This window comes from Pelosinus sp. IPA-1 (assembly GCF_030269905.1).
Classification (GTDB): Bacteria; Bacillota; Negativicutes; order DSM-13327; family DSM-13327; genus Pelosinus.
Genome location: NZ_BSVC01000002.1, coordinates 271,989 through 298,705, shown reverse-complemented (window position 1 = coordinate 298,705; position 26,717 = coordinate 271,989). Strand labels below are relative to the sequence as shown.

29 protein-coding genes are annotated in these 26,717 nt (G+C 37.6%); 12 read left to right on the top strand and 17 right to left on the bottom strand.

Annotated features, from left to right (window positions below):
- Nucleotides 1-165 precede the first annotated feature (165 nt).
- From QSJ81_RS05125 to QSJ81_RS05095, 7 genes are all read left to right on the top strand, one after another.
- Nucleotides 166-582 carry a membrane-associated protease 1 gene (locus QSJ81_RS05125; protein ID WP_285716344.1) on the top strand — a complete coding sequence of 139 codons (417 nt, stop codon included), beginning with the start codon at nucleotides 166-168 and terminating at the stop codon, nucleotides 580-582.
- 37 nt (nucleotides 583-619) lie between these two features.
- A complete protein-coding gene (locus tag QSJ81_RS05120; protein WP_285716343.1) occupies nucleotides 620-1,180 on the top strand; it encodes an amidase domain-containing protein in 561 nt (186 codons plus the stop codon).
- An 82-nt stretch (nucleotides 1,181-1,262) separates the two neighbouring features.
- On the top strand, nucleotides 1,263-1,763 hold the full coding sequence (locus QSJ81_RS05115) for a hypothetical protein (RefSeq protein ID WP_285716342.1): 501 nt from the start codon (nucleotides 1,263-1,265) through the stop codon (nucleotides 1,761-1,763).
- A 680-nt stretch (nucleotides 1,764-2,443) separates the two neighbouring features.
- Entirely contained in the window at nucleotides 2,444-3,382 is a 939-nt protein-coding gene (locus tag QSJ81_RS05110; protein ID WP_285716341.1) for an MBL fold metallo-hydrolase, read from the top strand.
- A gap of 75 nt (nucleotides 3,383-3,457) precedes the next feature.
- The gene (locus QSJ81_RS05105; protein WP_285716340.1) at nucleotides 3,458-4,030 is read left to right on the top strand and encodes a TetR/AcrR family transcriptional regulator; all 573 of its coding nucleotides are present in this window, start codon (nucleotides 3,458-3,460) and stop codon (nucleotides 4,028-4,030) included.
- Between the two features lie 122 nt (nucleotides 4,031-4,152).
- Entirely contained in the window at nucleotides 4,153-4,707 is a 555-nt protein-coding gene (locus tag QSJ81_RS05100; RefSeq protein ID WP_285716339.1) for a flavodoxin family protein, read from the top strand.
- A 20-nt stretch (nucleotides 4,708-4,727) separates the two neighbouring features.
- Nucleotides 4,728-5,615: an SDR family oxidoreductase gene (locus tag QSJ81_RS05095; RefSeq protein WP_285716338.1), complete on the top strand. Its 888-nt coding sequence runs from the start codon at nucleotides 4,728-4,730 to the stop codon at nucleotides 5,613-5,615.
- A 295-nt stretch (nucleotides 5,616-5,910) separates the two neighbouring features.
- Here the strand turns inward: QSJ81_RS05095 and QSJ81_RS05090 are convergent, their stop codons facing one another.
- On the bottom strand, nucleotides 5,911-6,348 hold the full coding sequence (locus QSJ81_RS05090) for a GNAT family N-acetyltransferase (protein WP_285716337.1): 438 nt from the start codon (nucleotides 6,346-6,348) through the stop codon (nucleotides 5,911-5,913).
- Between the two features lie 19 nt (nucleotides 6,349-6,367).
- Nucleotides 6,368-7,117 (bottom strand): enhanced serine sensitivity protein SseB C-terminal domain-containing protein, encoded by a 750-nt coding sequence (locus QSJ81_RS05085; RefSeq protein ID WP_285716336.1) that lies wholly within the window; start codon nucleotides 7,115-7,117, stop codon nucleotides 6,368-6,370.
- Between the two features lie 624 nt (nucleotides 7,118-7,741).
- Between QSJ81_RS05085 and QSJ81_RS05080 the strand changes: the two genes are divergently transcribed.
- Entirely contained in the window at nucleotides 7,742-8,065 is a 324-nt protein-coding gene (locus QSJ81_RS05080) for an EthD domain-containing protein (RefSeq protein ID WP_285716335.1), read from the top strand.
- A gap of 143 nt (nucleotides 8,066-8,208) precedes the next feature.
- Here the strand turns inward: QSJ81_RS05080 and QSJ81_RS05075 are convergent, their stop codons facing one another.
- The 8 genes from QSJ81_RS05075 to QSJ81_RS05040 form a co-directional block, all read right to left on the bottom strand.
- Nucleotides 8,209-9,102 carry a DMT family transporter gene (locus QSJ81_RS05075; protein WP_285716334.1) on the bottom strand — a complete coding sequence of 298 codons (894 nt, stop codon included), beginning with the start codon at nucleotides 9,100-9,102 and terminating at the stop codon, nucleotides 8,209-8,211.
- Nucleotides 9,103-9,441: 339 nt separating this feature from the next.
- Nucleotides 9,442-10,071, bottom strand: a complete 630-nt coding sequence (locus QSJ81_RS05070) for a class I SAM-dependent methyltransferase (protein WP_285716333.1) — start codon at nucleotides 10,069-10,071, stop codon at nucleotides 9,442-9,444.
- Between the two features lie 251 nt (nucleotides 10,072-10,322).
- Nucleotides 10,323-10,703 carry a bleomycin resistance protein gene (locus tag QSJ81_RS05065; RefSeq protein WP_352230870.1) on the bottom strand — a complete coding sequence of 127 codons (381 nt, stop codon included), beginning with the start codon at nucleotides 10,701-10,703 and terminating at the stop codon, nucleotides 10,323-10,325.
- A 397-nt stretch (nucleotides 10,704-11,100) separates the two neighbouring features.
- Nucleotides 11,101-12,429 carry a S41 family peptidase gene (locus QSJ81_RS05060; protein WP_285716331.1) on the bottom strand — a complete coding sequence of 443 codons (1,329 nt, stop codon included), beginning with the start codon at nucleotides 12,427-12,429 and terminating at the stop codon, nucleotides 11,101-11,103.
- Between the two features lie 375 nt (nucleotides 12,430-12,804).
- Nucleotides 12,805-12,930, bottom strand: a complete 126-nt coding sequence (locus QSJ81_RS05055) for a hypothetical protein (RefSeq protein WP_285716330.1) — start codon at nucleotides 12,928-12,930, stop codon at nucleotides 12,805-12,807.
- Between the two features lie 258 nt (nucleotides 12,931-13,188).
- A complete protein-coding gene (locus QSJ81_RS05050) occupies nucleotides 13,189-13,839 on the bottom strand; it encodes a hypothetical protein (protein ID WP_285716329.1) in 651 nt (216 codons plus the stop codon).
- Nucleotides 13,840-14,005: 166 nt separating this feature from the next.
- On the bottom strand, nucleotides 14,006-14,332 hold the full coding sequence (locus tag QSJ81_RS05045) for a DUF1904 family protein (RefSeq protein ID WP_038672716.1): 327 nt from the start codon (nucleotides 14,330-14,332) through the stop codon (nucleotides 14,006-14,008).
- Between the two features lie 249 nt (nucleotides 14,333-14,581).
- A complete protein-coding gene (locus tag QSJ81_RS05040) occupies nucleotides 14,582-15,055 on the bottom strand; it encodes a hypothetical protein (RefSeq protein WP_285716328.1) in 474 nt (157 codons plus the stop codon).
- A 239-nt stretch (nucleotides 15,056-15,294) separates the two neighbouring features.
- On the opposite strand from QSJ81_RS05040, the gene QSJ81_RS05035 reads away from it, so the two are divergent.
- Nucleotides 15,295-15,939, top strand: a complete 645-nt coding sequence (locus QSJ81_RS05035) for an N-acetylmuramoyl-L-alanine amidase family protein (protein WP_285716327.1) — start codon at nucleotides 15,295-15,297, stop codon at nucleotides 15,937-15,939.
- Nucleotides 15,940-16,154: 215 nt separating this feature from the next.
- Here the strand turns inward: QSJ81_RS05035 and QSJ81_RS05030 are convergent, their stop codons facing one another.
- The 7 genes from QSJ81_RS05030 to QSJ81_RS05000 all read right to left on the bottom strand — a co-directional run bounded on the left by QSJ81_RS05030 (nucleotide 16,155) and on the right by QSJ81_RS05000 (nucleotide 23,517).
- Nucleotides 16,155-16,784 (bottom strand): type 1 glutamine amidotransferase family protein, encoded by a 630-nt coding sequence (locus QSJ81_RS05030; protein WP_285716326.1) that lies wholly within the window; start codon nucleotides 16,782-16,784, stop codon nucleotides 16,155-16,157.
- Between the two features lie 274 nt (nucleotides 16,785-17,058).
- Complete coding sequence (locus QSJ81_RS05025; RefSeq protein WP_285716325.1) at nucleotides 17,059-18,213, bottom strand: glycoside hydrolase family 18 protein; 1,155 nt, start codon at nucleotides 18,211-18,213, stop codon at nucleotides 17,059-17,061.
- A gap of 351 nt (nucleotides 18,214-18,564) precedes the next feature.
- The gene (locus tag QSJ81_RS05020) at nucleotides 18,565-19,383 is read right to left on the bottom strand and encodes a carboxylesterase family protein (RefSeq protein ID WP_285716324.1); all 819 of its coding nucleotides are present in this window, start codon (nucleotides 19,381-19,383) and stop codon (nucleotides 18,565-18,567) included.
- A gap of 478 nt (nucleotides 19,384-19,861) precedes the next feature.
- Nucleotides 19,862-20,302, bottom strand: coding sequence for a DUF3887 domain-containing protein (locus tag QSJ81_RS05015; protein WP_285716323.1), 441 nt, complete (start codon nucleotides 20,300-20,302; stop codon nucleotides 19,862-19,864).
- Nucleotides 20,303-20,812: 510 nt separating this feature from the next.
- Nucleotides 20,813-21,775, bottom strand: a complete 963-nt coding sequence (locus QSJ81_RS05010) for a quinone oxidoreductase family protein (RefSeq protein ID WP_285716322.1) — start codon at nucleotides 21,773-21,775, stop codon at nucleotides 20,813-20,815.
- Nucleotides 21,776-22,176: 401 nt separating this feature from the next.
- A complete protein-coding gene (locus tag QSJ81_RS05005) occupies nucleotides 22,177-22,569 on the bottom strand; it encodes a TetR-like C-terminal domain-containing protein (protein ID WP_285716321.1) in 393 nt (130 codons plus the stop codon).
- Between the two features lie 45 nt (nucleotides 22,570-22,614).
- Nucleotides 22,615-23,517 (bottom strand): LysR family transcriptional regulator, encoded by a 903-nt coding sequence (locus tag QSJ81_RS05000; RefSeq protein WP_285716320.1) that lies wholly within the window; start codon nucleotides 23,515-23,517, stop codon nucleotides 22,615-22,617.
- 184 nt (nucleotides 23,518-23,701) lie between these two features.
- On the opposite strand from QSJ81_RS05000, the gene pta reads away from it, so the two are divergent.
- The 3 genes from pta (at nucleotide 23,702) to QSJ81_RS04985 (ending at nucleotide 26,717) form a co-directional block, all read left to right on the top strand.
- On the top strand, nucleotides 23,702-24,676 hold the full coding sequence (gene pta, locus QSJ81_RS04995) for a phosphate acetyltransferase (RefSeq protein ID WP_285716319.1): 975 nt from the start codon (nucleotides 23,702-23,704) through the stop codon (nucleotides 24,674-24,676).
- A 190-nt stretch (nucleotides 24,677-24,866) separates the two neighbouring features.
- The gene (locus QSJ81_RS04990; protein ID WP_285716318.1) at nucleotides 24,867-25,814 is read left to right on the top strand and encodes an NAD(P)-dependent oxidoreductase; all 948 of its coding nucleotides are present in this window, start codon (nucleotides 24,867-24,869) and stop codon (nucleotides 25,812-25,814) included.
- Nucleotides 25,815-25,856: 42 nt separating this feature from the next.
- Nucleotides 25,857-26,717, top strand: a complete 861-nt coding sequence (locus QSJ81_RS04985; RefSeq protein WP_285716317.1) for an EamA family transporter — start codon at nucleotides 25,857-25,859, stop codon at nucleotides 26,715-26,717.

Below are 26,717 nucleotides of genomic sequence, written 5' to 3'. Positions count from 1 at the left end.
ATGAATCAAAGGAATAGAACAACTTCGATTGCTAGAGTAACGGGAATCAAAGTATTGGTTTAAACTATGAGTACGAGAGAAGCATAAAGAGCGTCCCTTTACTTCTCCCATGTTGTATAACGATGGATGAATTAGAAAATGTAAAAAATTTAAGGAGTGTTTTGAATGGGATTTACATTATCAGTTAAAGGCAAAAATACAGAAATTAGCTTGGGTGATGACATCATTAGTTCTGCATACGTTGACGTAAGTACGCCTAATACCTCAATGGCTAAGTCAACTCATGTTGCAGCTACATTATTTGTAACTGGAAAACTCACTCATAACAACATGCAAGGAATATCAGATAAAGAAAGCACGAAATTATTTAAATGGTCGTTAGTTGAAGCGAAAGACGCAGACGCCTATCGCGACGTAACGGTTACAGTAGTTTCCGCTAGTCATGTTTTTCGGACAATCCATTTTCCAAATGCCTTTATAATTGATTATAATGAGAGATACTCCGATAATGCAGGTATGGGCGAATTTTCCATGGTCCTACGGCAGAAAGCTGATAAGTTTAGTGATGTAAAAGCTGACTAGCATAAGAAAATAAAAAAATTTGATTGGTGGGGATAGATTGGTCACTTGGGATGATGCAAAGAAATCCTGGGAGCAGGGCAAGGAAGAAGCTAAACGTGATTTGTTTCATGCTAGACATTCGTTTGATCCTCAACCTGCAACATTTGCTTTTTGTCGAAACGATGCTGTATACTATGCACGTAAATATTATCTCAATCGAAATCCGCAATATCCCTATTATGATGGTCATGACTGCACAAATTTCGTATCGCAATGCTGGACATATGCCGGAATTCCGGCAAAAGAAGATTGGTTTTGCGATGGGTATGCAGTAACACATTCTTGGACATGGGTATCGGAATTCGCAAACTACATGGTGAATCAAGGTTACGCACGTATATCATATAGCAGTCTTGATGCTAATCTTGGAGATGTAGTTCAGCTCTATCACCCTGACCTTGGTGGATGGCACCATTCAGCAATAATTACAAAGATAGATGAAGATGGGAGTTTATATTATACCGCACACAGCAATTCTTATATTGATAAAAAACTATCTTTGATATATCCTGATTCTGGTGATGAACTTAGGTTTCTTTGTCCTTATAACGCCTACTAATATATGAGTATCTGGGGTTGAATTTTAAAAATCAACCTCATTTTTCTTACTACATTGGCAATGGAAGGAAGTTGTTTCAAAGGTGAACAGAAAAAAATTTTTAAAAACAATTGCATCAATTGTAATTGTTTTAGTTTTATGTGTATTCGGGCTATTATTTTTAATTATTAGGGATAACTACAGAGAAGCTAGAGGTACAGATACACAAAATATTAACTATGGAGAATATACGAAATATGTCGACATATATGATGTAGTCAAAGAAGCTTATGTGACTGACAATGGGTATACTAAATTTTCTAAACATATGACGGAAGATGTTTTTAAATATATAAATCATACAAGTTATAAAGAAAAGGCTAATAAACGTGCACAGCCATTAAAAATTAATTTTGAACTTAGAGAAATTTATCAAACTAAGGACAAAGAGAATAATTTAATATACGTTGATATGATTTATTCATTAGTGATAGCAGACGCAAATGGTGAGATTATAACCGGTGCAGGAAACGCACACATAACTTTTACTGTTAGGGTAGATGAAAATGGATGGTATATTCTTAATAAGTACGAAAAACCATAGTCGCTTAAATTAATAGAATAAAAAAAAATCCCCTACCTTGAGCTATGAACTGAACCAGCTTTAACGGACAATGACAAATACCCCCATTTGTAGGAAAATAGAACTACGAATAGGGGTATTGCTATAATGTATAATAAAAGGTATACGCATAAAAACTCAAAGGGACGGTTCTTTTGAGTCACTCCCTCTTTTTATCTCATGTCATAAATATATGTTCATAAGCTCTTCGAAAAACAGTATTCCATATTTCTATCCTATTTACCATTAAAATACAAAACTCCTGCAAGGCTAGGCTGCTTTGCAGGAGTTGATCGTTATATATTAGTTTTTGATCAGCTCTAAATACTATCTATTCCTCTATTCTCATTGCATGGACAGGGGTTCGGCATGGCGGTCTGAACCAGTCCAAATCCACCCATTTTATCTTTACATCTGCATATTCATCGTTTACGCGAATTATTAATTAATCCAATGCCGTTTAAGATTAATCGGGGGACTCCGTATCATTGGTAACGGCGAATTATTAGAACCATATTTTAAGAAAGGAAAAAGGCCAGCATAGATTTAATAATAAAATAATGTGAATCATATTAAGAATATGATTTATAATACGTTATGGGTGGATTTTGGGATGAAACTGGGATAAACTAAATAAAAGCATATGGCAAGGAAGAGACTTTATGAGATATATTCGTACTTTACATTTTCTATGTAAACGCATAAAAATGAATTTTGAAGAAAATAATGACAGACGTCCGCGACGGCAGATACCCGTGATTACAACGGATTTAACTGATTTTTTGCAGGGTGAATATAAAGCCGTTTGGTTTGGTCATTCTACCGTTCTTATGCAAGTGGAAGGCAAGATTATTCTTTGTGATCCGGTGTTATCCGAACTTTTTTGGCTCTTTACGCCATTCACCGGAAAACGATTTACTTCTGAACTGCCGATATCTCTTAAGAATATGCCCCAGATTGATATTCTGCTATTATCCCACGATCATTATGATCATATGGACTATAAAACGATTATGGCACTTAAAAATAAAGTAAATCATTATTGCGTACCGAGCGGCCTTGGCGAACGCCTCAAAAAATGGGGAGTTGATGAAAATAAAATAACTGAATGTACTTATGGGGAATCATTGAATATTTCAGACCTGACTATTTCTTGCACACCTAGTAAACACTTTTCCGGCAGGGGGTTAAAAGATCGGAATAAAACCCTGTGGTGTTCCTGGGTGATTACAGGTAAAAAGATAAATATATTTTTTAGCGGTGATGGTGGTTATGGATCCCACTTCAAATTAATTGGCGAACAATATGGGCCTTTTGACATTACTTTTTTAGAATGCGGGCAAGCCGTCTTGTTTAGGGATATTCATATGGTTCCGGAGCAGACGGTGCAGACACAGATCGATCTTATGGGACAACTTATGATACCCATTCATTGGGGAATGTTCAACCAGTCTAATCCCAACTGGACCCATCAGGTAGAAAGATTAATTACGGAAGCACAAAAAAAAGATGTACCGGTGGCTTTGCCAAGGATTGGCGAAATCATGACCATTAGGGATAACTGCTATCCTAGCCGTCCATGGTGGAGAGAGTATAAATAAGGAAGGAATAAATGAACATTAGAGAGGTTGTTAGTTAATATTGACAATAAATGAATGATCATTTAATATTGAATTATGAGATATAAAGATAGTACTAAAAAAGAAAAAATTATTATATCGGCAATACAGCTTATCAATGAGGTTGGTTTAGCAGAAACGTCTATGTCTAAGATTGCTAAGAAGGCAGGAGTTTCTGCGGGAACGATTTATGTCTATTTTGAAAATAAAGAAGATATGATAAAAAAGCTCTATCTGGAAGTCAAAAAAGAGATGCAACAGAAACTTTTATATGGCGTTAACACATCATTGCCAACAGAAGCGGAGTTTAAACAGCTATTAAAAAATTACATTAGTTTCTGTGTAAACCATAAAGACTATTTTCTCTTTTTTGAGCAGTATATCAACTCACCTCTTATTCAAAGACTTTGTGAAGAAGAAGCGCAAATCATCGCTAAGCCTCTGATCGAATTTTTTGAAAAGGGTAAGGAAAATGGTGTTTTTAAAGACATCAATATTGAGTTAATATTTATATATGCTTTTAGCCCATTAATGAAAATTGCTAAAAAGCATCTTAACGGAGAATTTGCATTTACGGGACAAAATATTGAGGAAATTATTCAAATGAGCTGGGATTCTATAAAAGCTTAAATTTTTTCTTCTTCTATTCTTAAATGAATGAATGTTTAATTATTAATAAAAATTAACGGCATGGAATAGGGAAGAATTTAAAATATAATAACATGATTACTAGGATAATAGGAGGAACGAAAATGAAAGTCATGGCATTTGTAGGGAGTCCAAGAAGAGATGGAAATACGGAAAAACTAGTAAAGGCTATTTGTAAAGGCGCAAAAGAACGCGGTCATGAGGTTGATATGTATCATTTGTCTGAAATGAATAATAAAGGATGTATTGCCTGCGATGCATGTCAGCGGCAAAAGGTTGATTTTTGTTCTATTGATGACAAGTTAACCACTCTTTTACCCGAAATAGCAAAAGCCGACTGCCTTATTGTAGGAACACCGATATATATGCTGCATGTAAGCGGAGAAACTAAAAACTTTCTGGATAGAATGCGTGCATTTTTAAATCCTGATCTTACTACAAATCACTTACCGGGGAAAAAGTACATAACCGTTACCTGCAGCGGTGCGCCTGCTGCGCAATTTAGCAACGTGACGGACTATTTGAATTATCTGCTTGATTTCTACAAGATGGAGAATGCTGGCAACATAATTGCCGGCCACTTACGTGAAAAAGATGATATTATATGGCAGACTAAGATGTTAGAAGAAGCAGAAGCTCTGGGAAGAAAATTAAGCTAAAAGAAAAGAGGTGCAGTATAATGCGTGTATTTGTAACAGGAGCTACAGGTTTTATCGGTTCCGCTGTTGTAAAGGAATTAATGAATGCCGGCTATGAGGTGCTTGGTCTTGCTCGCTCAGAAGTCGGGGTTAAGTCCCTTATTGAAATGGGTGCGCAAGTTCATCGGGGAGATATTGAAGACTTAGATAGTTTGCGCAGGGGAGCGGCTATGTCAGATGGTGTGATTCACCTAGCTTTTAACCATGATTTCTCTAAATTTCAGGAAAATTGTGAGACAGATAGACGTGTCATTGAGACCCTCAGTTCTACCCTCATGGGTACCGACCGTCCCTTGGTTGTTACCTCTGGCGTTGCGCTTCTTCCCCCTGGTCAACTTGGGACGGAAGATACCTTAACGGCTTCCGGGGCTGCTGCCCACCCTCGTACTGCTTCGGAAGAAGCCGCAGATTTAGCAGCAGAGCGTGGCGTACATGTATCGGTAGTACGCCTTGCTCCTTCCGTTCATGGAGATGGCAGGTATGGTTTTGTTTCCCTGCTCATTGACATTGCACGGAATCAAGGGGTTTCTGCCTTTGTTGGTGAAGGGCTTAACCGCTGGCCGGCTGTGCATCGGCTTGACGCAGCCCGCTTATTTAGACTTGCTTTTGAAAAAGGGGTGGCAGGAGCTCGGTATCATGGGGTAGATGAAGAGGGAGTACCTCTTAGAGAGATTGCTGAAGTAATCGGTCATCGATTAAACGTTCCCATCGTCAGTAAAACCCCCGAGGAAGCAAACCATCATTTTGGCTGGTTCTCACATTTTGCCATGATGGATATTCCTTCTTCAAGTCAAAAGACACGGTATCAGCTGGGATGGCAGCCGATACAGGCCGGACTCATCCAGGATTTGGGCCAGCCACTTTATTAAATTGATGCAAAATAAATGACAGATGGGACGGTTCTTTTGAGTACCTATCTTTAAAAAGCAAATCCCATATTGCTATCCTAGTTACAATTAAAATACAAAACTCCTGCAAGGCTAGGTGCTTTGCAGGAGTTTTGCATGTCAAGGGGACAGGTCCCTTGACACTTGCACCTTTCTTACCATTTCGCGGTTTAGTTCCAATGTCTTACCATCTTATTATTTTGTGCCAATGTACCTGTCCCCTTGACATTATAGAACGTTTAGCTTATAAGTACATATTTACCATTTAAAATTTAGCCTAATAACATTTTAATTCCATGTGCAAGATAGGATAAGGTTTCCCTGCCCCATCAAATTCAGAACGATTTACGACATGAAATCCCATATGCTTATAAAAGCCAATAGCCTGAGCATTCTGCTCATTAACATCTACCCGTTTCACTTTTTGTTGCTCTATCGCATAAATAAGCAATTCTTTGCCTATCCCCTTGCCCCGCGATACAGGATTAATAAACAGCATTTCAAGGTTATTATCCGCTATGCCCATAAATCCAGTAATCTCAAGGTTACTATCTTTGTGACAAAATAAATTCACCTGGTAGAAATATTCGTTCAAGATTAATGGCTTATAAAATTGAAGGTCTTCTTCCTTGAGGAAGTCATGCGTTGCCCGAACCGAGTTTTCCCAAATATTAATCAGCGTTTCATAATTATTTATAGACGGTTGAACAATCATATTATCATCCGCTCCTTATTCAAAAAATACCCAACCATTTTTTCTTGTAGAATGGCTGAAAGTCTTTGGTTACGCTTAGTGCTATATTTGACGAGTCTGCTCTGATCATATCAACATATTCGCCTGGTGCCACAATTGCATTCACTACCATCCCTGCTTTACCACTAATGTCTGAATAAGCTTCTTCAGCGCATTCAATTACGATCAGGGGGTGAGCACGATCATCACTTTCCGGATTGTAAAACTGAGCCAGATAAGCTTTTTTTACTCTTGTATCTCTCTTAAAATAAGAGGTTAGTCTATCCACTATTTCTTGCGGATAGACTGCTGGTTGCCCAATCATGACTTGTGTTTTCTTGTTGGCTACCATTTGCCTACCTGTTACAAAAATCGTACCGTTCACAATCGCTTCAATCTCCTCAGGAGGAAACTCTTTCATATATTCTGTATTGGGATCTAAAACTACATAACTACCCTTAATAATTGAAAACAACTCTTTACACGGTAGTTGCAAATAAATAACCTTTTCTTGAATGGACTTTTGCAATTGTTCAAGGCTCGAATAAACTGGAATTACCGGATTATCATCAGGATTTTTTAATGTTTTGATGCCCACTGTCGCTCCAGGCTGTAATACTCCCTTTTCAATCGGCATTTCTCGTCCATCAGTGATAACAAACACATCTGATTTAATCAACTGCTCATAAAATTGTGGTCTCATACTAGGATCGCTTATTGCTTTTTTAAGAGTTTCTCGTAAATCACTCATACGCCCTCCGCATAATACTTAATCATGGAAAACTCAAGGGGACAGTTCTTCTGAGTCACTATCCTCTTTTTGTCTTATGTCATAAATATATGATCATAAATTTATCTTCGAAAAACGGTGTCCCATATTTCTATCCTATTTACCATTAAAATACAAAACCCCTGCAAGGCTAAGCCACTTTGCAGGAGTTATATCATAAGACGTAAAAGAAATACCTTAGTGCCACTCTATAAATATTAATAAAATATTTTGCTAATAGACCCAATACCAGCAAACGTGTCATGAAGTGCAAAGTAACATTAAAAAGCCAGCAAAATAGCCATTTTGAAGAGTTTTTATTATTACATTTTTTCAATATTTTTAGAAGTGCATATCTATATCAAATCGTTGATATTACTACGTTTTAAACTTTACTTTGCACCTAGTGACAGCTGTTGTTGGCTTCTACGTAGCAGTCCGAAGCGCTGTGATTGTTCAACCAGCAGACCAAATTGAATGCGGTGGTGGTAACGTACAAGATTGTTAATTTCGTTTATTTTGTATCTTTTTTATTCTATATTGAGTATAGCAAATCGAGACAATAATAGTGAATCGATTGAAATTAAAATTAGGGAGGAACTAAAAATGTTTAAAGTGATGTCTTTTCTTACGAAAAAAGAAGGGTTGAATACAAAAGAATTTATTGACTATTACGAGAATAATCACGTACCTTTAATTGTAAGTATTGCTCCTGTTCCGGATGGATATAAAAGAAACTATATTATTGGGGGTACAGAAGAAGATTTTGATGTAATAACCGAAATGTCTTTTCAGAATCGAGAGGCTTATGAAGCTTGGGTAGCTAAAATGTATGCACCAGATACTGGGGTAATTGAAGATGAGACAAGATTTCTTGATAGGGTAAAAACAAGACCACATTTTATTGAAGAACATAAGACGGATAAATAATTTTTTTGTTCTGGGTTTAGGTTTTTATATAATAATTTGATTAGAGTCATTACCAACGACATCCTCTAGGGTGGAAGCCGAGATACGTGCAAAAGCTGGTAACTTGATGTAAGATGACAGAAGGGACGTTCTTTTCTGTCATCTTACAAGATACTCTTTGGCGCAAATGGGCATCTTTTAATAGCAATTGCTATAAAGAGTCCTATTAATACAAGAAATCCCCCAATTATATGGTGCATGGCAAATGATTCATTTAAAATTATCACGGCAAATATTGCTGTAAGTATTGGTTGAACCAGTGTGAATATCGAAACTTTTGACGAGTCGATATAGCCAAGAGAAAAATTAATAAAAAAGTATCCTCCAACTTGGGTAATTAAACCTAGACATAATAGGTAAACCCAGGATATAGACGAAAATCCATACAATTCACTTTTTGTAATAATACAGCAAATGAATAATGTTACGACAGAACCTAAAAAAGTAAAAAATACAACCTGCAGAGTACTATTTTTAAGTCGTACTTGTTTCACTGATAAAACATACAAAGCTAAAAATATACTTGCAATAATGGAAAATATAAAACCTCTGTCGACTTTCATTTCAACAATATTACTAATTCCAATTAACACGGCTATTCCAAACATGGCTATACCATTGCCGATCCAGTGGAAATGATTTAGTTTTTCCTTGAATAAGATCATAGCCCCTATACCCACCCATATAGAGGAAAGATTTACAATCAATGTAGGAAATGTAGCATTAGAAATTATAACTGCTATGTTCCAAAAGACCAGTTCAAAAGCAAAAAACATTCCGCCTAATAAACAAATACAAATTCCTTTATAACTCATATTTTTATTCTTTGTTCTAATATAAAAAGGCAGTATAAATAGTATGGCAAAAAATATTCTATAAAAAGCTGAAGAGATTCCATTGACATGAGCTTCTTTTACGAAAATTGCAGATACTGATATACATACTATTCCCAAGAATAATATTATCCAAGGGGCTTTCCTAACCGGTTCAACGTTCATATTCACCCAACCATTTTCTATAAATTTCCTGTACAGAATAATAACGAGTCAGGGGACGGTTATTCGACTCATTAAAGACGATATCCCATATTTCTATCCTATTTACCATTAAAATCCAAAACTCCTGCAAGGCTAAGCCGCTTTGCAGGAGTTTATCGTATATATTAATTTTTTTATCAGCTCTAACTCGGGTATAGCCGACATACATGTAAAAATGAGCCACATTCTGGATATTAATTCCAATAAGTGGCTTTTCTTGTTTCGATTATTATTTTTAGTAGTTGGTGAACAATCTATGGGTACAGCGATCTAAATTCAATACACGGAAACCGCTTTTTTCTATCTTTTATTAGCTACTAAAACACCTACAAGGGCATGTAATCGATGTACTTCAATGCTATAATCTAATTCTGAAAAACATTTAATCAACTCTTCAACCATTGATGGTTGGTCACCTCCTGGCCCATAGCCAATTGTATCATATTCATCTTCGTATTTATCTGGATTTTCAAAAAACATTAAATCACCAATAACAATAGTTTGTAAGCTTTGTCCTCCTATGTAAACCATCTTTTCAATTGCATTCTTCTTTTCATGTAAATTCAAGTGATGTAGTGCATAATTTGAAATAATTTTTGTAATTTGCTTTTTCTTCAAATCAACGTTTCCATCTGGTTCATCAAAGGTTCCAATAAAAAATTCAACATTTTTTCTATTTTCGTTACTAGCATTTTCAATTGATTGTTTAATCATTCCTTCGCTTATATCAATTCCTATGCCAAGTTTTATAGCATTAGAAAGCTCAACAATTTGTTTACCCGTACCACACCCCATATCTAAAATAATATCATTTAAATTTGGATTTACTAATTTACTTACCAATTGACCTGCTCTATATCTCCAAATATATCTATCAGTCACATACTCTTTGCTTGCATTATCAAATCTTTCTTTCACATTTTTATCCATTTTATTTCCTCCTATAACCTTAATGTCAAGGGGATAATGTCAAGGGGACAGGTCCCTTGACACATATCTTTTCTCGATTATTACCTCTTAGCATTATGTGGTAAACCTGCGTATGGCTTTTTATTCGAGCACATCTTGGCATACTGCTCCCCCCCTAATATACAAAGTTCACCATCTTATATATTTTAGGTCAATGTACCTGCCCCTGACACTTTTCAATTACCATCCTATCTTATAACTTACAAGGGTTCTTATTTTCTTTCTCCCAAATCTTTAGCAAATCTTAGTAGATAACCATCTGGGTCCATAACTAAAAATTCTTTTTGACCTGTTAATTTATTATTTACTCTATACCAATTCTCTTGTATTTCTATCTTAATTGGATAGTCCTGTTTTTTTATGTTTTGATATAACTCATCAATATTTTCTATTTCTATTTGAAAGTTAATTCCTCTTCCAAAAGGATACGATAAAGTTCCCGTTTCCCAACGTCCATTTATCTCTTTAATCATAATTTGAGAATTATTTAATGATACAAAGGCAAACTTATTTTCTTTTCGTTCGTATTCTAAGTTAAATAAGAGAATATTCAAGTAAAAATTCAGGCTTTTATTTATATTTGAAACAGATATTTCTGGTATTAAAGCATTAAACTTAAATATAGTAATCTCCCCTTTTAATAGTCAATGAACCATCTTGCTATGTTGAATAAATTTATTTCAAGCTCTTTTTAAATCCCTCATACTTATCAGGGGTATATCCTGCAGGTTCATAAATTTACAAGCATCTATTCTATTAATTTCTGTAACTAAAAATCATTTGTGTACATCTTTTTGCAGCGGGACATTTGGTCGAACCTGTCATGGGGACGGCGTTATTGACACTAACCTTAATCGTTTGTATTGTCGCCTGCGACACCCTTTTAATATGTGGATTGTTGCGCGCGTGTTTAGGGGATCTCACCAGCCAAATGCCCAAAACGTACGCTAATAATAGAGATCTGATTGCGTCGGATAATAAAGGCTTATGTTACTTTACTGCTTTTAACCAATCTATCGCAGGGTCTTTTCCTAAAACAATGTTATTTCGAGTATACGGGATATACACATCGGGTTTAAGGGTAGTTGTAGAAACGTTGTGAGGATTGGGTCTAACAAATGTTGTGCATGAAACATAAAAACGTATCTTTGATTTAGGCAATCTAAATCGTAGTAGTTCCCCATAGTGTGAAGGAGCACCACCAGTTGGCTCGCCAATTACAGTGCCTATGTTGTTATCTTTAAGTTTCACAGCAACCATAGTTGCTGAGCTAAATGTATTTTTAGATGTAATGACATATATTTTTCCCTTAAATAGGTTATTCGTTTTATGGATTATCTTTTGAGTAAACTTACCTTTACGATTATAAGCACTATAATCAATCATGTCCTCTAATCCCCCTTGTTGAATTGCTTGTTCAGACCAATGTATCAACTTTGAATAGTTTTTATACTCGTCTACCATTGTATAGGCCAAAAATTCATCAAGTACACTTGAGCTTCCACCGTAATTATTTCTAATATCAATAGCAACCTTAGAAATCTTTTTTGCTTGAACCTCATCAAAAAAAGCCTCAAGCATCTTCCGATAACCAGAATTGTTTATACACTCATCTAAATAAATTATTCCTAAATTACTTTCTGGGATAATTTGATATGAATACGAAACATCATTGGGCGAAACTGGGCTTGGCAAAACATCAAGTTTTTTTACCTTTGTAATATTGTTTGCTGTTTTAACTTTTATTCGTACTTTTCCATCATTGTCTATAAGACTCAGCTTTCTTAAAAAAGCTTCTTGTTTTAGCCTTCGTTCTAAATTGCTCATAACCCAATAATCATTCTCGGCCGGAATCATTGTCTTAAATTCATTTATGATTTCATGTACTGATTTATTGCCTATTGTTTCAACTTTATCACCTATTTGAAAAAAATTATTTTTTGTAATAAACAACCCATCCTTTGAACAGTACCAATCTATAGGTAACTCTCTTTGCTTTTTACTATAGTATGCAGTTGTATGAGAGTCTTTTGTTAGACCAATTGCTTCGAGAACAATAAAATAAAATTCATCATAAGTAAGTGGCTTATCAATTTTATTAAATAATTCCCCCATCTTCTTTTCGAATATAACTTGAGATGTAAAATGATATGGATTAGGATGAACCTCTTTTATTGTCTTCTCTAAAAATAATAAATCCTCTCTCATGTCCTGAGGATTAAATTTAGTTTCATAATTATACTCATCTTTTGCTGTTGCAAATGAAAAAAAATAATTTATTATAAATAACGATAAAACTAAAAATATGATTTTCTTCAAAATTCCGCCTCCTCGTCTTGGAAATAATTACCAATAATATAATATCTTCATTAACAATAAATGTCTACTTAAAAAGCACTAACGTCCGATAAAAAACCTTCTGTAAACATAAACTGACAGAGGGGACGTTCCTTTTGTCAACAAAAAATCAAAGGAACGGTTTTATTAAGCAAATTTTGTGTCCCATATTTCTATCCTATTTACCTTTAAAATACAAAACACCTGCTAGGCTAGGCCAAATTGCAGGTGTTTGTCGTTATATATTGATTGTTGGTCGTTCTTCTATTCTATGCATAGACAGGAGTTCGACACCGTGAGGTGTGACATATGATTTCGTTCGAGGTTTTATTCTTTCAGTCCTGTCGGCAATTATACTTATTTAGCTATTTTAGCAAACATCTTGCAAATTACTTTCCAAAAAGCATTGAATAATGAATCTACAATTTTATATATGACTACACCTAAAACAATTTCAATGATAATATTCCAATCTAAATTCATAATATGGTTTCCTCCCAATTCCTTAAAATGGGATAACATTACAATCATACTATGTATAAAGTTGTAAGACTATGCTAGATTTTGAAAGGCTTGGACCCTTTCTACTGATTGCTTAGGAGATAGATCATGAAATCAAAGGGACAGTTCGTTTGAGTCCCTGTCTTTTTTTTCTCTTATGTCATAAATATATGATCATAAACTTCTCTTCGAAAAACGCTATCCCATATTTCTATCCTATTTACCATCAAAATATAACCTTTAGCATGGAAAAAGCAACTCCAACAAATGGATGCCCTGTTTTCCTCCCATCGTAATTGCTTCTCTACAGAATTTACAATAACATGCCACTTTTTCTGTCTGGATTTGTGTACAGTGCTTTTGAAAATATGCTATCTGCTCCTCTGGGGGACAGGGGGTAAACATATGCGCACCTTCCGCTACATAGCGTTTGGGAGCCAGTTTGGCATTGCTCGGTGTACAGGGAGCTAATAGATTCACACCACAGAATTTGGTCTTTCCAAAGTTTTCATCCAGTTCTACATACTTAATATTCATTTTCTTCAAAAGAGAACGTACAGTATCTTGAAGATGTCGTTTTTCAAAAGCAACCCAGCAATCCTGAATCGTTATTATCTCGCTATGATAATCTGGAAATGGAAAATCAACATCATTGTCGATCAAATCCCAGACAAACTCAATATTTCCAGCCTGTGAGCTTTCTTCCATTATAGCGGCACAATTATTACAGACAACAATCGCGCTATCCTGAGCAGTTAGCTTTTGATGCTCCGCACGACAACACCCGACTGAATCGATATTATATCTATCCCTCATGTAGATACGCAGTTTTTCACTTGCTTGTGTATAAGTAGCTTTTGCCTTACAGCTTGGAAAAAAGAATTTTGCCATATCAATCACCTCTTAATATTCTACGATTTTATTACAACATTCCTAAAAAATTACAAGGGACGGTTCTTTTGAGTCACTCCCATTTTCTTGTCTCATGAAAAGAAAACTGGAAAGGGATGAAATGTCATATAGCCTCGCTATATAACAAATACCATATTATATATTCTTAATAATGCTTACCATTCTCGTAATACTTACTTTCCTCTAGAACTAGAAAAAACACATCAATTTGTGGATATCCTACCCGGCGAATGCATTCGTCAATAGCCATTGCCGCCTTATCCTGCACCTCCTGCCCCCTGTCAAACCAATTCACCTGCACAAAAGGCGTACCCGCTACTTCTTCCCCATCCAAAATAAAAGCGGACTCAACAGCCTCAATGGTAAAATAATCCCGCGGACAGCCAATAATTTGCTGCAATTCATCAACCAAACCTTTACTTATCGTTTTAATATCCTGCTTCTTCATCCCTTTAATTATAATCTGCGGCATAATAACCCTCCATCATATTCAATATTTCCCTCTGAAAATCTTCACAACTCAACCATCAATCAAAGAAAACTCACAGGGACGGTTCTTTCGAGTACCTATCTTCTTGTCTTATACACCCTGTCCCCTTATCCCATTATCTAGTTTAAGACTACTAAGAATTCACCATTTTAGCTCATACTTTTCTATTCTGCCTTCACCTGAGATAATTTATCTGCTCTCTGTTTTAGCTATCCCTTATATAGAATTTATTTAAGGTAAACGCCATCCCAAACCAACCGCTAGATCCCAGCCATAGTCGGCCTTTTCACCAGCATATTGGATAGATAGTGTGTAGTCACCTTTACGAAAATTAATTGTTTTTCCGCCTACGTCTTTTCCCCAATCTCCCACCGTATCCTCACTTATAAATGTCCATCCTTTTTTAGTAGCCTCGGCAACATAGTATGAATGAATCTCACTATAGCTCTTGTTTGACCGATAGTATGCACTAACACCGGCCTGCATTACCTTATTATGTGAATATATTTTACTCTCAATTGCATCTGGTAACGGTTGAAGTAAACTAAATTCATTCATTAATGCCTCTTTTTTAACAGCACCCTCTATTGTTAAATCTTTGGTATTGTAAAATATAAACCCAGTAAATATTATTAATAAAGTAAAGCCAATAATATATATTGCTTTTTTTGAAATGACTTGATCATCACGCTGTCTTTTATTCAAAAAAATCCCCCTTATTTCAACCATCAGAATACTACCATATTAAAATTCAAAGGGACGGTTCTTTTGAGTTGCTATCACCGTTTAACTTGATGTAGCATATATAAAACATGACACCAAGTTCACTTAAAACACTGCTTGTTTACAAATTTTTAAAAGCCAATGGGTGTAGTCAGCTGACGGAACCTCTTTATACCTTTTAACATAATATATAGCAAATCGCATATTTGGAGGGAATAAAAATGTGGCACTGGGATTCCGATGACTTTCATCAAAAAGACGTTAGTAATTGCCACTGCGGCTCCGTCAAAGTAGCAAAAGCATTGTTGAATAAAATTATTGTCCTAGACCCTGGTCATGGAGGTATTTATTCGGGAGGCATACACTATGGGTTTCGGGAATCTGATATTAATCTATCGGTCGCTCTTAAACTACGCAAAAAGCTAACCAGGTTAGGCGCTACAGTTATTATGACGCGAACACGTGACGTTAGCCTAGCCCCAGCTGGCTCGAATCTTGACGCTGATCTCCAAGCCCGAGTGGATGTTGTAAAAAACTCTAACGCTGATATTTTCGTAAGCGTGCATGTTGACGATGTTCCAAATATCAATCTTGTAGGTCCTGCCAGTTATTTCCCGGAAGGACGCTCTTATGCCCTTGCCTGTGCTATCCAAACTTCTTTAGTAAATGAAACCTGCGCAGTTGATAATGGTGTTAGCCCAGCCAATTTCTATGTACTCGTTCATAATGACGTGCCGGCAGCATTAATTGAAATAGGTTATTTGTCCAATCCTGCGGAAGCATTATGTCTTGTGGATAAGACCTATCAAAATCAAATAGCTGACGGCATTGCAAAGGGCATCATTAATTACTTTCAATGTCAATAATCCTATCTAAATAGTCAGATGGAAAAATACCGCAAGAGTGTCAAGGAGACAGGCCCTTTGACACTTGCGCCTTTCTTACCATTTCACGGTTGAGTTCCAATGTCTCCGCAATCCCGCTTAAACTCAAGGGGGACGGTTCTTTTGAGTTAGGAATTGATTAATTTCAAATTATAAAATGTAATATAAGTAAATTTATTGATAAGTCGCTAAAATCCCTATCCAAGAGATTGCATTAGTTTATAAAAGTACTGAGGATCTTGTACTTTGTGAAGCTGATACCAGCAATCTAAGGTCTCATCTGAAAATACATCAAGTCGCTTAAAAACTTGATAAGCTAGCTCTATCGGTGCTATACCACTGGCAGTAATAAGATCACCATCGGTAACTGCACTTTGAAATTGGAAGTTCTCTTCCCCATGATAATTTGGGCATTCTTTTTTGAGATATGCAAAATCATTACTAGTGTGCCGATATGCGTCTAAAATTCCGACTGACGCGAGTGCCATAGTAGCACCACAAATGGCAGCAACAGGAATACCACTATCTAAACAATCTTTTGCCTTCTTCAATATTGAAACATGCTGGGAATCCATCCACGTTTCACCGCCAGGCAATAGCAGAAGAGCACAATCCTGATTATTAATTTCATCGATGCTCAAATCGGGTATGATTCGAAGCCCACCCATGGTTGTAATCGGTTCCTTATTTAAACTAACTGTTTTAATCATAAATGCTGGTATTCCTTTTTTAAAAAACCGTCCGGTTTTCAATTCAGCGGTTATATAGCCCCATTCCCAATCCGCCATTGTATTGAGAACATACATAAATATAGTATTTTTACTCATTGTATTACCTCCCAAAACTACTACCCCACCCTAAAAATTCAAGGGGACGATATTTCTATCCTATTTACCATTAAAATACAAAACTCCTGCAAGGCTAGGCTGCTTTGCAGGAGTTTGTCGTATATATTGTTTTTTTTGATCAGCTCTAACTATTATCTATTCCTCTATTCTCATTACATGGATAGGGGTCCGGAGCAGCGATCCCGTGACGCTATCCGGTACCGTCCTATTTTATAAGAGAATTGTGAATTTCAGGCTTGAGCAAGTTTATGGTTTATTGCTTTATATTTTTATATAATATGTCAATTAAGGTTCCATCCATATCTTTACTTAACTCCCACAGCATAACACCACCAAGCTTATGATCGCGAACAAACTTTACTTTATATTCCAGTGCCAGCGGGTCGTCATAGGTAATAAAAACTTTGGTTTTAGGATTGAATAAGTAGGCCGCTTTGGCTGTCTCATCCCAGTAGCGGGTGAACCCTGTTTGTTTAGTATAGGCGGAAACTATTTCTTTGTAGGAAATATCACGAGCATTTTTGGTGGAGGCTTTTTGATACAAACCGTTGTTCTTTGCCTCTACTTGTTCCCAGAGGCGTCCGTAAAACGCAGTACCTAGTACAATTTTGCCGGAAGGGACACCGGCGGATATATAACGAAGCACCGCATCAGCCGCTCCGCCGATGCCCAAGGTATCCAATTTGTTGGCATAGAGAGCGGTATGGTGTCCAGTCTGGGCTTCCCAGCCGCCATGATAATCATAGGCCATAAGATTGATGTGATCAACTAGTGGTATTACTTTTTCAATTTCAATATTGTCAATAGCCCATTGATTCACATTAGCGGCGTAGGTTAGCAGATAATCCTTTTTGGTGCTTGTGCTCAAATTGTCCAATTCAGTACGAATGGCTTGAAGGAGTAAGGTAAAGTTTTGCTTGTCCTCCGGCCTGGCTTTAATAGCGCCCCAGCCGCCTTGAACCGGAAACTCCCAATCAATGTCGATTCCATCCAGATCATGTTCGCTCAAATAGTCAGAAACACTTTTAGCAAATATATCGCGGGATTCCGGTGTCAGCGCGGCGTCAGAAAAGCCGTCGCCGCCCCAGCCGCCAACCGCAATTAATACTTTTAAGTCGGGGTTTTCCAGTTTGGCTTTTCTCAATTCTTGAAAGTGAACAGCTTCAATCCCTTTTCCATCAATTTTTACGTTGGCAATTTTTCCATCTTCAATTCGCGCAAACGCTAAATTGATATGCGTTAATTTCTTAGCTGGAATGTCTTGTGCCGACCAGTTTTCCCAAGCAGCCAGATAAGCAATAATTTTGTGGTCTGTAATAGCATTGCCCTGAGCAAAAACGGGTGTGATGACAAGCGCACAGAAAATTAAAATTAATACCAGAACTGTCCCAAATGCCCTCTTAATCATTCGTAAAGATCCTCCCTCAAAATTTTGTAGGTCTGTCACCGGTAATTGTTATCCGTCTCGACCTACTTTTTGATTATGCAAATAGTATGCCAGCTGGATCCCATTTTAAAAATTTTTGAAGTGCAAGTTAAAATAAGATAATTACTTAACGGATTTTAATTTTGATAGATTTTCAAGACATCTATTAATAAAGAAAAACAGTGTAAATGTATTACACACTGTTTCTTTTTGTTCTACACGCTAGGTTTGAGTTTTACACACCTGTGGCTGGCTTCTGGGGAATGTTAGTATGGCTAGCTTTTCTTCAAAAACAAGTCTCCATTTTTCTTTATCCTCAATAACTATAAGAGATCATTTATTTAAACGACTATGGGAAATAAACCAGTCATAAAGTTCAGGATTTTTATACACACCTGCAATATTGTGTCCCTGATTTGGTAAAATCGTAAACCGCGGTGAACCGCCTTGATTACGTAGTGCACCAATTATCGCTTCATCATTTTTTAATGGAGCAATAGTATCTTTTTCACCATGGAAAGCCCATATTGGCATAGAAATCATTTGTTTATTCCAAGTAGTTGGTATTATTGGATTAACAGCAGCTATAGGAGCAATTGCTGCAAAATATTCTGGATGTTGACAAGCTAAAGACCATGTCCCTCTTCCTCCTATACTTGTTCCCGTCAGATAAATTCTATCTTGATCTATACGATATTTCTTTAAAACTTCATCAAGTAGTGCTGCCAAAATATCTGGTTTATTCTCCCAATTTTCATTTTCAGGGCATTGAGGAGCGAGAACAATAAAGGGAAAATCATTGCGCTGTTCTGCAAACCATGTTGGACCATACTCCTTTACTAATTCTAAATTTTGTCCACGAAGTGAACTCCCATGTAAAAACAAAATCATTGGCCATTGATTTGTTGTTTTAGTATACTCAGATGAAAAAATAAGCAGATAATGTATTGTCTGATTATTTTGTGTAATGGTACCTCTTTTTTCTACAAAAGTATTTGATGGCTCAATCGTTTCAATTATGCGTGACGCAGGTGTAGATGATAATTCAGCTTTTCCATTTTTTTTTTCATTTGTATCGAAAACTTTTTGAATAAAATAACATGATACTATTACAATTACAAGAAAAATAATGATACCTAAATTTTTTTTCAAATTAATACCTTCTTCCGTACCTTAGTTCACTTAATCTTACACGCTTGGGTGTGTCAAGGGAACGGCATTTACCATTAAAATACAAAACTCCTGCACGGCTAGACTGCTTTACAGGAGTTTATCGTCTATATTGCTTTTTTGATCATCTCTAGCTATTGTCTATTCTCTATGCTCATTGCATGGACAGGGATTCGGCATAGCGAACCTTACCAAATCGAAAGATGTCATGGGAACAAAGTTATTGACACTAACCTTCAAAAACTAATTGAATTAGACACCCCGTTCCTACGGCATCTCATATTAATCGTATCCTCTTACTCACCCTGCAAAAACGGCTCTGACATATTTTTATGCAAAAATAAAGCTCTGTCAAATCATTGAAAAAGGTTGAATTCATATCTCATAATAATGTCTTGTGTTAAAAACCATCTAAAAATTAGTAGATGGCTTTTGAGATTGCTAAACCAGTACAACAGACCTATTGAGTACGCAATTTAGGGGAATTTAACCAGAATCCCGAAATGTATTCTTTATCTCCTTGCTCTGTGAAAACAACTTTAACAATTACATCCTCGGTCTCTTGTGTAAATTTAGCTTTATACCTGACAATCACTCTTTCATTTTTTACTTCATAGCCTAGAAATTCTTTAGTATTAGTTATATAATTCCCAATTTTTTCGTGTATTGGAGTGACCTTCTCTTTATATTTTTCTTCAGACAACGCAATTTTCATCTCGTCATTAAAGTCCCTAGAAAAGTTTGGATAATTGTCTTCATTCATTGCCATTAATATGTTTTCTGTCATTGGATCTGCAAATGGTATCACATCTGTCGAACTTGGCTGCTTTGCGCTACAGGCAGAAAAAATCATTAGACACATCAAAAACACAACCAAGTAGGAAGTTAAGCGCCACCTCATTTTTACCATCTCCCTGAAACAAATTTATTTAACAACAAGAAATTATATTCAATACTGAACCTTATATTCCTTTTTACAACATTAAGTATAACTCGAGGGGACGCTTCTTGAGTCACTCCCATCTTTTTGCCTCATGTCATAACTACATAGTCATAATTAAATTAACAATTGCGCTTACAAATATTCATTCCATGACATGGCACTAAGGTCACTTAAAACACTGTTTACAAGTTTTAAAAACCAACAAAATCATGCCTTACCGTCTATTCTATGACATGTCATAGAATTTCCATTACATGCTATTGAAAAAGCAATATCTTCTTGACCGAAAGGGTCCTTTATCTACCTTTACATGGTCTTTAATTTACTTCCATAACATGCCACTCTGCTTATTCGGAAATTAAATAGGCATTAGTCAACAATTTGACCAATGCCTATTTCCATTACCACAATAAGAAACTAAACGATCTCGCCATCTTGCTGGACCTCACCCTACGTTTGCTATTCTACTCAGGACTTAAGAACGATTCGCCCCGTGACCTCTTTCGCATCCATGCGTCGATGCGCCTCTGCCACATCTGCGAGCGGGAGTGTAGTGACAGGTAATTCAAGCTTTCCTTCAGCAAGGATTTTAAGGACAGCTTTCGCTGCAGGGCGGCCCGCTGACGGATTCGCTTGTAGATACGGACCAACCGAAAATCCGAGAACGGCTATGCTCTTACCCCACAACATGTTACTGCCGATACTCGCTTCCTTCTCACTCGCATTGCCAACAAGGAGAGCACGACCAAGCGGCGCCATTACCCCGAAGCTGGCGGTGAGAATGTCTCCCCCTACCGGATCGATGACAACATTAAACCGTTCATCGCCGACTACAGCAGGGAAATCATCAGCCACAAAGACATCATCGTACGCCAGTTCACGCGCGGCATCCAGCTTCGCCGCAGTCCTGACGGTTCCAACGACTCGAGAAGCTCCAAGAGAACGCGCAACCACAGGGAACATGGAAGCCAGGCCTCCTATCGCGCCATGGATTAACACGCTTTCGCCCTTTTGAAGATGAGCTATTTGAGTCAGTGCCAAATAAGCTGTAACAGCGTTGGGAAGCGCAGCTACAGCCTGCGCTGGATCAACAATCACCCCATCGAGGGAAATGGTGAGCAAAGCATCGGCGATCGTCACTGTAGCATATCCACCCAGACTCATTAGGGATAGTGTAACAACTGACTCGCCAATCCGGAAATCAGTTACACCTTCTCCTAGCTCGCGCACAGTACCCGCGACCTCCAGCCCAGTAACAAATGGAGGCTGGAGCATAGGGATCATGCCACGCCGGAAGAACGCATCGACCAACCCGACGGAAGAGTGAGTAACATTGATGCTTACCTGCCCCGGCCCCGGATGCGGGTCCGGCATTTCCACTTCAGAGAAGACCTCAGGACCGCCAAATTTTGTGATAACCATTGCTTTCATAGTAATTTCCTCCGTTTATTTCTTTTTTCTCATCTATCTACTCTAAGTACATCCATCTTATTAAAATTCGATAACTTTCGAATTAATCATAATGTATTTTAATATCCCTGTCAATATTAACATATTACTTTTACGAATGTGCCACCAATGGCATGTAAATTTAATAGGACAACATTCCTATCTTAGTGAACTTTACCGAATCCATATGTACAACTTCCATCGAAAAATATAGTAGAAGGCCCATAATGATTCCAAAATGAGGAGATGGCATGTTCGTAATAGACACTACACTCAAATTTAGTATTTAAGTTCAATTAGGGGGAATCGTATCATGGTAACGGCGAAAAAGATAGAGAGCAAGGGTTATCATAGGGAGTGTTTCCACTCAAATCAGTTATAACTTAAGGGATACTCTGAACATTTCCTTTTAGCGCGTCAAATTGCTTCAAAAAGTCCATTATCTCTTTGAGTGGTTTTTGTTGTCCATCAAGTAACCATTTTCGCCAAATCGCGTAAACACCAGCTGACATGAAAGTTGTCCAGTATCCATCGCTATCTGCGTTATAAAATTTCTTTATTTCTTCTACAAAAATCTGATAAATAATTGGCTCAAATCCACTGTCAATAGACGAGCGTATAGCATCACCAAACGTGTTAAAAAAATTCAACTGGCAATCGAATTTGACAGAGAATTCAGGATTTTGACGAATCGTATCAAAGATATCCGCAATCTTTGGCTGGTAATACTCATATAAAATCTGTTCAAGTTCGCAATAATTACGGTAAAAAGCCATACGGCTTACGCCTGCTCGTTTACAAATTTGAGAAACTGTCAGCTATTATCTCGACTGGTCAGATCCTTGTATTCCAAATATATCTTGCAGATAGGAATCAAGAATACGAAGGCTATCGAGTAAAGCCTGGTTGGGGAACTTGTGAGTTACCTTATAGCATATCCTTGGAGGCACCGGTACCGATAATTTCTGAAGAACAAAATCCCCAATCCGCATCATATGTGCGCCAATAGAGGCGGGAACTATAGTCCATTGTCGTGCGTCCTTCAAAAAAGTAGTGATGAGTCCCGCCGTGTCCAGATGAACACGGGAAGGACAAAGCGGATCCCACCACTGGTCATGTCTGAATTGAAACTCTCTATTCCAATTTATGAAGACTTCGTGCTCTGCCGCCAATTCTCCCATTTCAACAGTATCTCCAGCTTGCCGCCCCGGCACAGCCAGGCGCAACAACACCATTTTTTCAGAAAAAAACGGTTTAATCGTGACACTAGGCGACATTATTTCTCGCACCACAAATGCCACATCCATCTCGCGCCTTTCTATACTATCAAATGCTTCCTGAGTATGTTGAGTACGAATTTGCAGTCGGATCGGCGGGGTATGCTGATTTAGCATTCTATATACAGGAGGCAAAACAAATTGACTTATACTTTCGGCAGCGCTAATTGCCAGACTTAACTGCGAACCGCTGGCTTGTAAGATTTGTGTTTCCCTCCAGAGAGCATCCCATCTTTCGGCAATGCTAAAAAAGTTCTCCCCTTTTGGTGTCAGACGGATTTTGGATGCCCCTTTTCTTCTCTCAACCAAAAGGCCACCCATTTCCTGCTCTAAGGTCTTTAACCGATAGCTTACAGTAGCTTGTGACAAGTGCAGCAATTCAGCTGCCTTGCTTATATTCTCGGTCCGTACGATAGCTAAAAACGCTTCAATCCCAGGAAAATACATAAAACACCCCTCAATATATAGAAATATTTAATATAGTTAACAAAATATTTGAGTTTTACAACATTATTCTTTATGTTTAAAATTATCATTAATAGAGATGATGGTCAAACGTTTTTTCACTGGAGGGTTATTTGATCGGATTGTCTAAATAATATCCAATACGTAAAATATGGAGGTACATAACATGTTTGAAAGTATGATCGAAAACTTAAAAACCAAACAGCACAAGTTAGTATTTACCGAAGGTTCCGATCCAAGGATTCTTGAGGCGGCAAGCCGTTTAAAAAAAGAGAAGATCCTTGAGCCGATACTGTTAGGTAATCCAGAAGAAATACATAGGGTATCGCAACAGTATGGTTTTCTTACAAATGAAATTGAAATTGTAGATCCTAGAACATATCCAGCTATCAAATTCATGATTGAAATGATGGTTGAACTTAGAAAAGGAAAAATGGATGAGGCCACCTGCCGCGAGTCTTTGCTGAAAACGAATTATTTCGGTACGATGCTTGTAAAAATGGGGTATGCAGACGGCCTTTTAGGTGGCGCAACTTATTCTACTGCCGATACCGTTCGTCCAGCACTTCAACTTATTAAAACATCACCTGGAAATAAAATTGTTTCAAGCAGCTTTATTCTCTATCGCAAAATAGAGAATGTTGAGGAAAAATACGCGATGGCTGATTGTGCTATCAACTTGAATCCCAGTGAGGATGAACTTGTGGAGATTGCTATTGAAACGGCAAGAACAGCAAAAGTCTTTTCCATTGATCCAAAAGTTGCATTATTATCTTATAGTACGTTAGGCTCAGGCACAGGAGAATCAGTTGATAAAATGCAAAATACAGCCACAAAATTAAAGAGTATGGATCTTGATTTTCCAATTGACGGTGAACTACAGTTTGATGCCGCATTTTCCAAAGATGTTGCCAAAATCAAGGCATCACACTCTCCAGTCGCCGGGGACGCGAACACCTTCATATTCCCAGATATTAATGCCGGTAATATTGGTTATAAGATAGCTCAGCGTTTAGGAAACTTTGAGGCATATGGTCCGATCCTCCAGGGACTAAATGCACCGATCAATGACCTTTCAAGAGGCTGTAATGCCGATGAAGTTTATCATATGGCAATTATTACTGCTTCTTTAAAAAGGTAAACTAGACTTGATTCAGACGGCGTTTTTACGCCACCTGAATCTTAGTCGACGTTATCCAGGGACTTAGCCGTTCTTTACTCGCCGCCAATAGTGGCGGGAGTATTAGAACGGATTAGTCATCGGATAAAAGGGCAAACATCAACCAGGTTTTCTTTAAAGCGTAGTATAAAGCACGAAAGGTGGTTTAACAATGAAAATTCTCATCGTTGGCTATTTTAACGAGACCGCAAAATCAAATATTACAAGGCATTTTCCAAAAGAGTGGGATATTGTAATTGTCCCGCCCGGAAAAGAAATGCTGCATCACATGGAAGATTGCCAAGTAATCATACCTGAACATATTAAAGTGGACCATAGCCTGCTTGCTACCGCCAAAAAATTAAAATTAGTCCAGACGGGTGCAGGATTTGATAATGTAGATATCGATGCCTGTACGCAACACGGCATTTGGGTGGCAAATGCTGCAGGCGTCAATGCACAGGCTGTGGCCGAGCACGTAATGGCACTGATATTGTCTTATTATAAAAACGTACCGTTTCTTGATGCTTTCATGAAAAACAAGCTGGATGAAAGTCAATTGGACTATACAGGAAGTGAATTAGCGGGCAAAACGATTGGGATTATCGGCCTAGGCGCCATCGGTAAAAAAGTAGCTGCGTTTTGCAGGGTTTTTGATATGAATGTGCTGGCTTATGCTAGGAATGCGGTCGTACAACCTGACGGTTTTGTGAAAATAACGGATTTTGATACTCTTGTAAGCACCTCAGACATCATAAGTATACATTTACCGCTAAATCAGCAAACCAAACAGCTGATCAACAAAGCGGTATTTAAGAAAATGAAAAATACTGCACTTTTTATCAATACAGCCCGCGGCGGGATTGTCAATCAAAGCGATTTGATTGATGCTTTAAAAAATAGAGACATATTAGGCGCATGCCTGGATGTATTTGAATCTGAACCGCTGCCAATTGACAGTGAGCTCCGTGATCTGGATAATGTGATCCTTACTCCCCATACAGCAGGCCTGCCAGACGGTCGCAAATTCCATAAAAAAAGATATGATTTCTTTGTGAATAATATAAAACGTGTAGCGAATGGTGAAGAGCCTAAAAGCAAGCTCAATCAGTTAGGATAGTTTTGCTGCAAGTCAAATGACGATTAGCCTTGGAGGGATTATATGACAGGATCGGCTATTGTTCTTATCCTAATTGCCGCCTTCGGTCATGCTACCTGGAATTATTTAGCAAAAAAAGCATGCGGTGGTACAGCCTTTATTTGGCTATTCGCCACGCTTTCCACATTGCTTTATTTCCCCTTAGCGTTATGGATCATCGTCGTCCAAAAGCCGTTGATTGGCTGGCATCAATTAGGGTTTATGCTAGGCAGCGCCATATTGCACTCTTTATATTATATCTTGCTAGACAAAGGCTACCGGATTGGTGATCTTTCGGTCATCTATCCTCTGGCGCGCGGTACGGGTCCTATGCTTTCGACGATTGCAGCCATTGTGGTTTTAGGCGAGCATCCTTCCGCTGTAGCGCTTGTCGGAACAGTATTGATTGGCTTAGGGATTGTTATAATCACGGGGAATCCCTTTAAGCTCACGGAACCTGCCGCCCGCAAACCTATGATATTTGCGATTCTCTGCGGCACGATGATTGCTGGATATACGCTCTCAGACAAATTGGCTGTCAGTACTTTCCTGATACCGCCTTTACTTCTTGATTGGTCGGCAAACTTAGGACGAGTATTTCTCTTAACTCCATATGCGTTAAACAATTGGGACAAAATAAAAGACCAATGGACCAGTCACAAAATCGAAGCTATTAGTGTGGCTGTTTTATGCCCATTGGCGTACATTTTGGTTTTAACGGCTATGGTATTTAGTCCCGTAAGTTATATCGCACCAGCGAGGGAAATCAGCATTCTAATCGGCACTGTAATGGGAGCCCGACTGCTATCAGAAGGAAATATAAAGATTCGTGTCATCGGTGCAAGCGCGATGGTCATTGGATTGGGAGCGTTGTCCATCGGATAG

Bases quoted from the DNA above. Each gene is read 5' to 3' on its own strand.
- QSJ81_RS05125 (WP_285716344.1), top strand. From the start codon at position 166: ATGGGATTTACATTATCAGTTAAAGGCAAAAATACAGAAATTAGCTTG.
- QSJ81_RS05110 (WP_285716341.1), top strand. From the start codon at position 2,444: ATGAGATATATTCGTACTTTACATTTTCTATGTAAACGCATAAAAATG.
- QSJ81_RS05105 (WP_285716340.1), top strand. From the start codon at position 3,458: ATGAGATATAAAGATAGTACTAAAAAAGAAAAAATTATTATATCGGCA.
- QSJ81_RS05100 (WP_285716339.1), top strand. From the start codon at position 4,153: ATGAAAGTCATGGCATTTGTAGGGAGTCCAAGAAGAGATGGAAATACG.
- QSJ81_RS05095 (WP_285716338.1), top strand. From the start codon at position 4,728: ATGCGTGTATTTGTAACAGGAGCTACAGGTTTTATCGGTTCCGCTGTT.
- QSJ81_RS05090 (WP_285716337.1), bottom strand. From the start codon at position 6,348: ATGATTGTTCAACCGTCTATAAATAATTATGAAACGCTGATTAATATT.
- QSJ81_RS05085 (WP_285716336.1), bottom strand. From the start codon at position 7,117: ATGAGTGATTTACGAGAAACTCTTAAAAAAGCAATAAGCGATCCTAGT.
- QSJ81_RS05080 (WP_285716335.1), top strand. From the start codon at position 7,742: ATGTTTAAAGTGATGTCTTTTCTTACGAAAAAAGAAGGGTTGAATACA.
- QSJ81_RS05075 (WP_285716334.1), bottom strand. From the start codon at position 9,102: ATGAACGTTGAACCGGTTAGGAAAGCCCCTTGGATAATATTATTCTTG.
- QSJ81_RS05070 (WP_285716333.1), bottom strand. From the start codon at position 10,071: ATGGATAAAAATGTGAAAGAAAGATTTGATAATGCAAGCAAAGAGTAT.
- QSJ81_RS05055 (WP_285716330.1), bottom strand. From the start codon at position 12,930: ATGAATTTAGATTGGAATATTATCATTGAAATTGTTTTAGGTGTAGTC.
- QSJ81_RS05050 (WP_285716329.1), bottom strand. From the start codon at position 13,839: ATGGCAAAATTCTTTTTTCCAAGCTGTAAGGCAAAAGCTACTTATACA.
- QSJ81_RS05045 (WP_038672716.1), bottom strand. From the start codon at position 14,332: ATGCCGCAGATTATAATTAAAGGGATGAAGAAGCAGGATATTAAAACG.
- QSJ81_RS05035 (WP_285716327.1), top strand. From the start codon at position 15,295: ATGTGGCACTGGGATTCCGATGACTTTCATCAAAAAGACGTTAGTAAT.
- QSJ81_RS05030 (WP_285716326.1), bottom strand. From the start codon at position 16,784: ATGAGTAAAAATACTATATTTATGTATGTTCTCAATACAATGGCGGAT.
- QSJ81_RS05025 (WP_285716325.1), bottom strand. From the start codon at position 18,213: ATGATTAAGAGGGCATTTGGGACAGTTCTGGTATTAATTTTAATTTTC.
- QSJ81_RS05015 (WP_285716323.1), bottom strand. From the start codon at position 20,302: ATGAGGTGGCGCTTAACTTCCTACTTGGTTGTGTTTTTGATGTGTCTA.
- QSJ81_RS05010 (WP_285716322.1), bottom strand. From the start codon at position 21,775: ATGAAAGCAATGGTTATCACAAAATTTGGCGGTCCTGAGGTCTTCTCT.
- QSJ81_RS05005 (WP_285716321.1), bottom strand. From the start codon at position 22,569: ATGGCTTTTTACCGTAATTATTGCGAACTTGAACAGATTTTATATGAG.
- QSJ81_RS05000 (WP_285716320.1), bottom strand. From the start codon at position 23,517: ATGTATTTTCCTGGGATTGAAGCGTTTTTAGCTATCGTACGGACCGAG.
- pta (WP_285716319.1), top strand. From the start codon at position 23,702: ATGTTTGAAAGTATGATCGAAAACTTAAAAACCAAACAGCACAAGTTA.
- QSJ81_RS04990 (WP_285716318.1), top strand. From the start codon at position 24,867: ATGAAAATTCTCATCGTTGGCTATTTTAACGAGACCGCAAAATCAAAT.
- QSJ81_RS04985 (WP_285716317.1), top strand. From the start codon at position 25,857: ATGACAGGATCGGCTATTGTTCTTATCCTAATTGCCGCCTTCGGTCAT.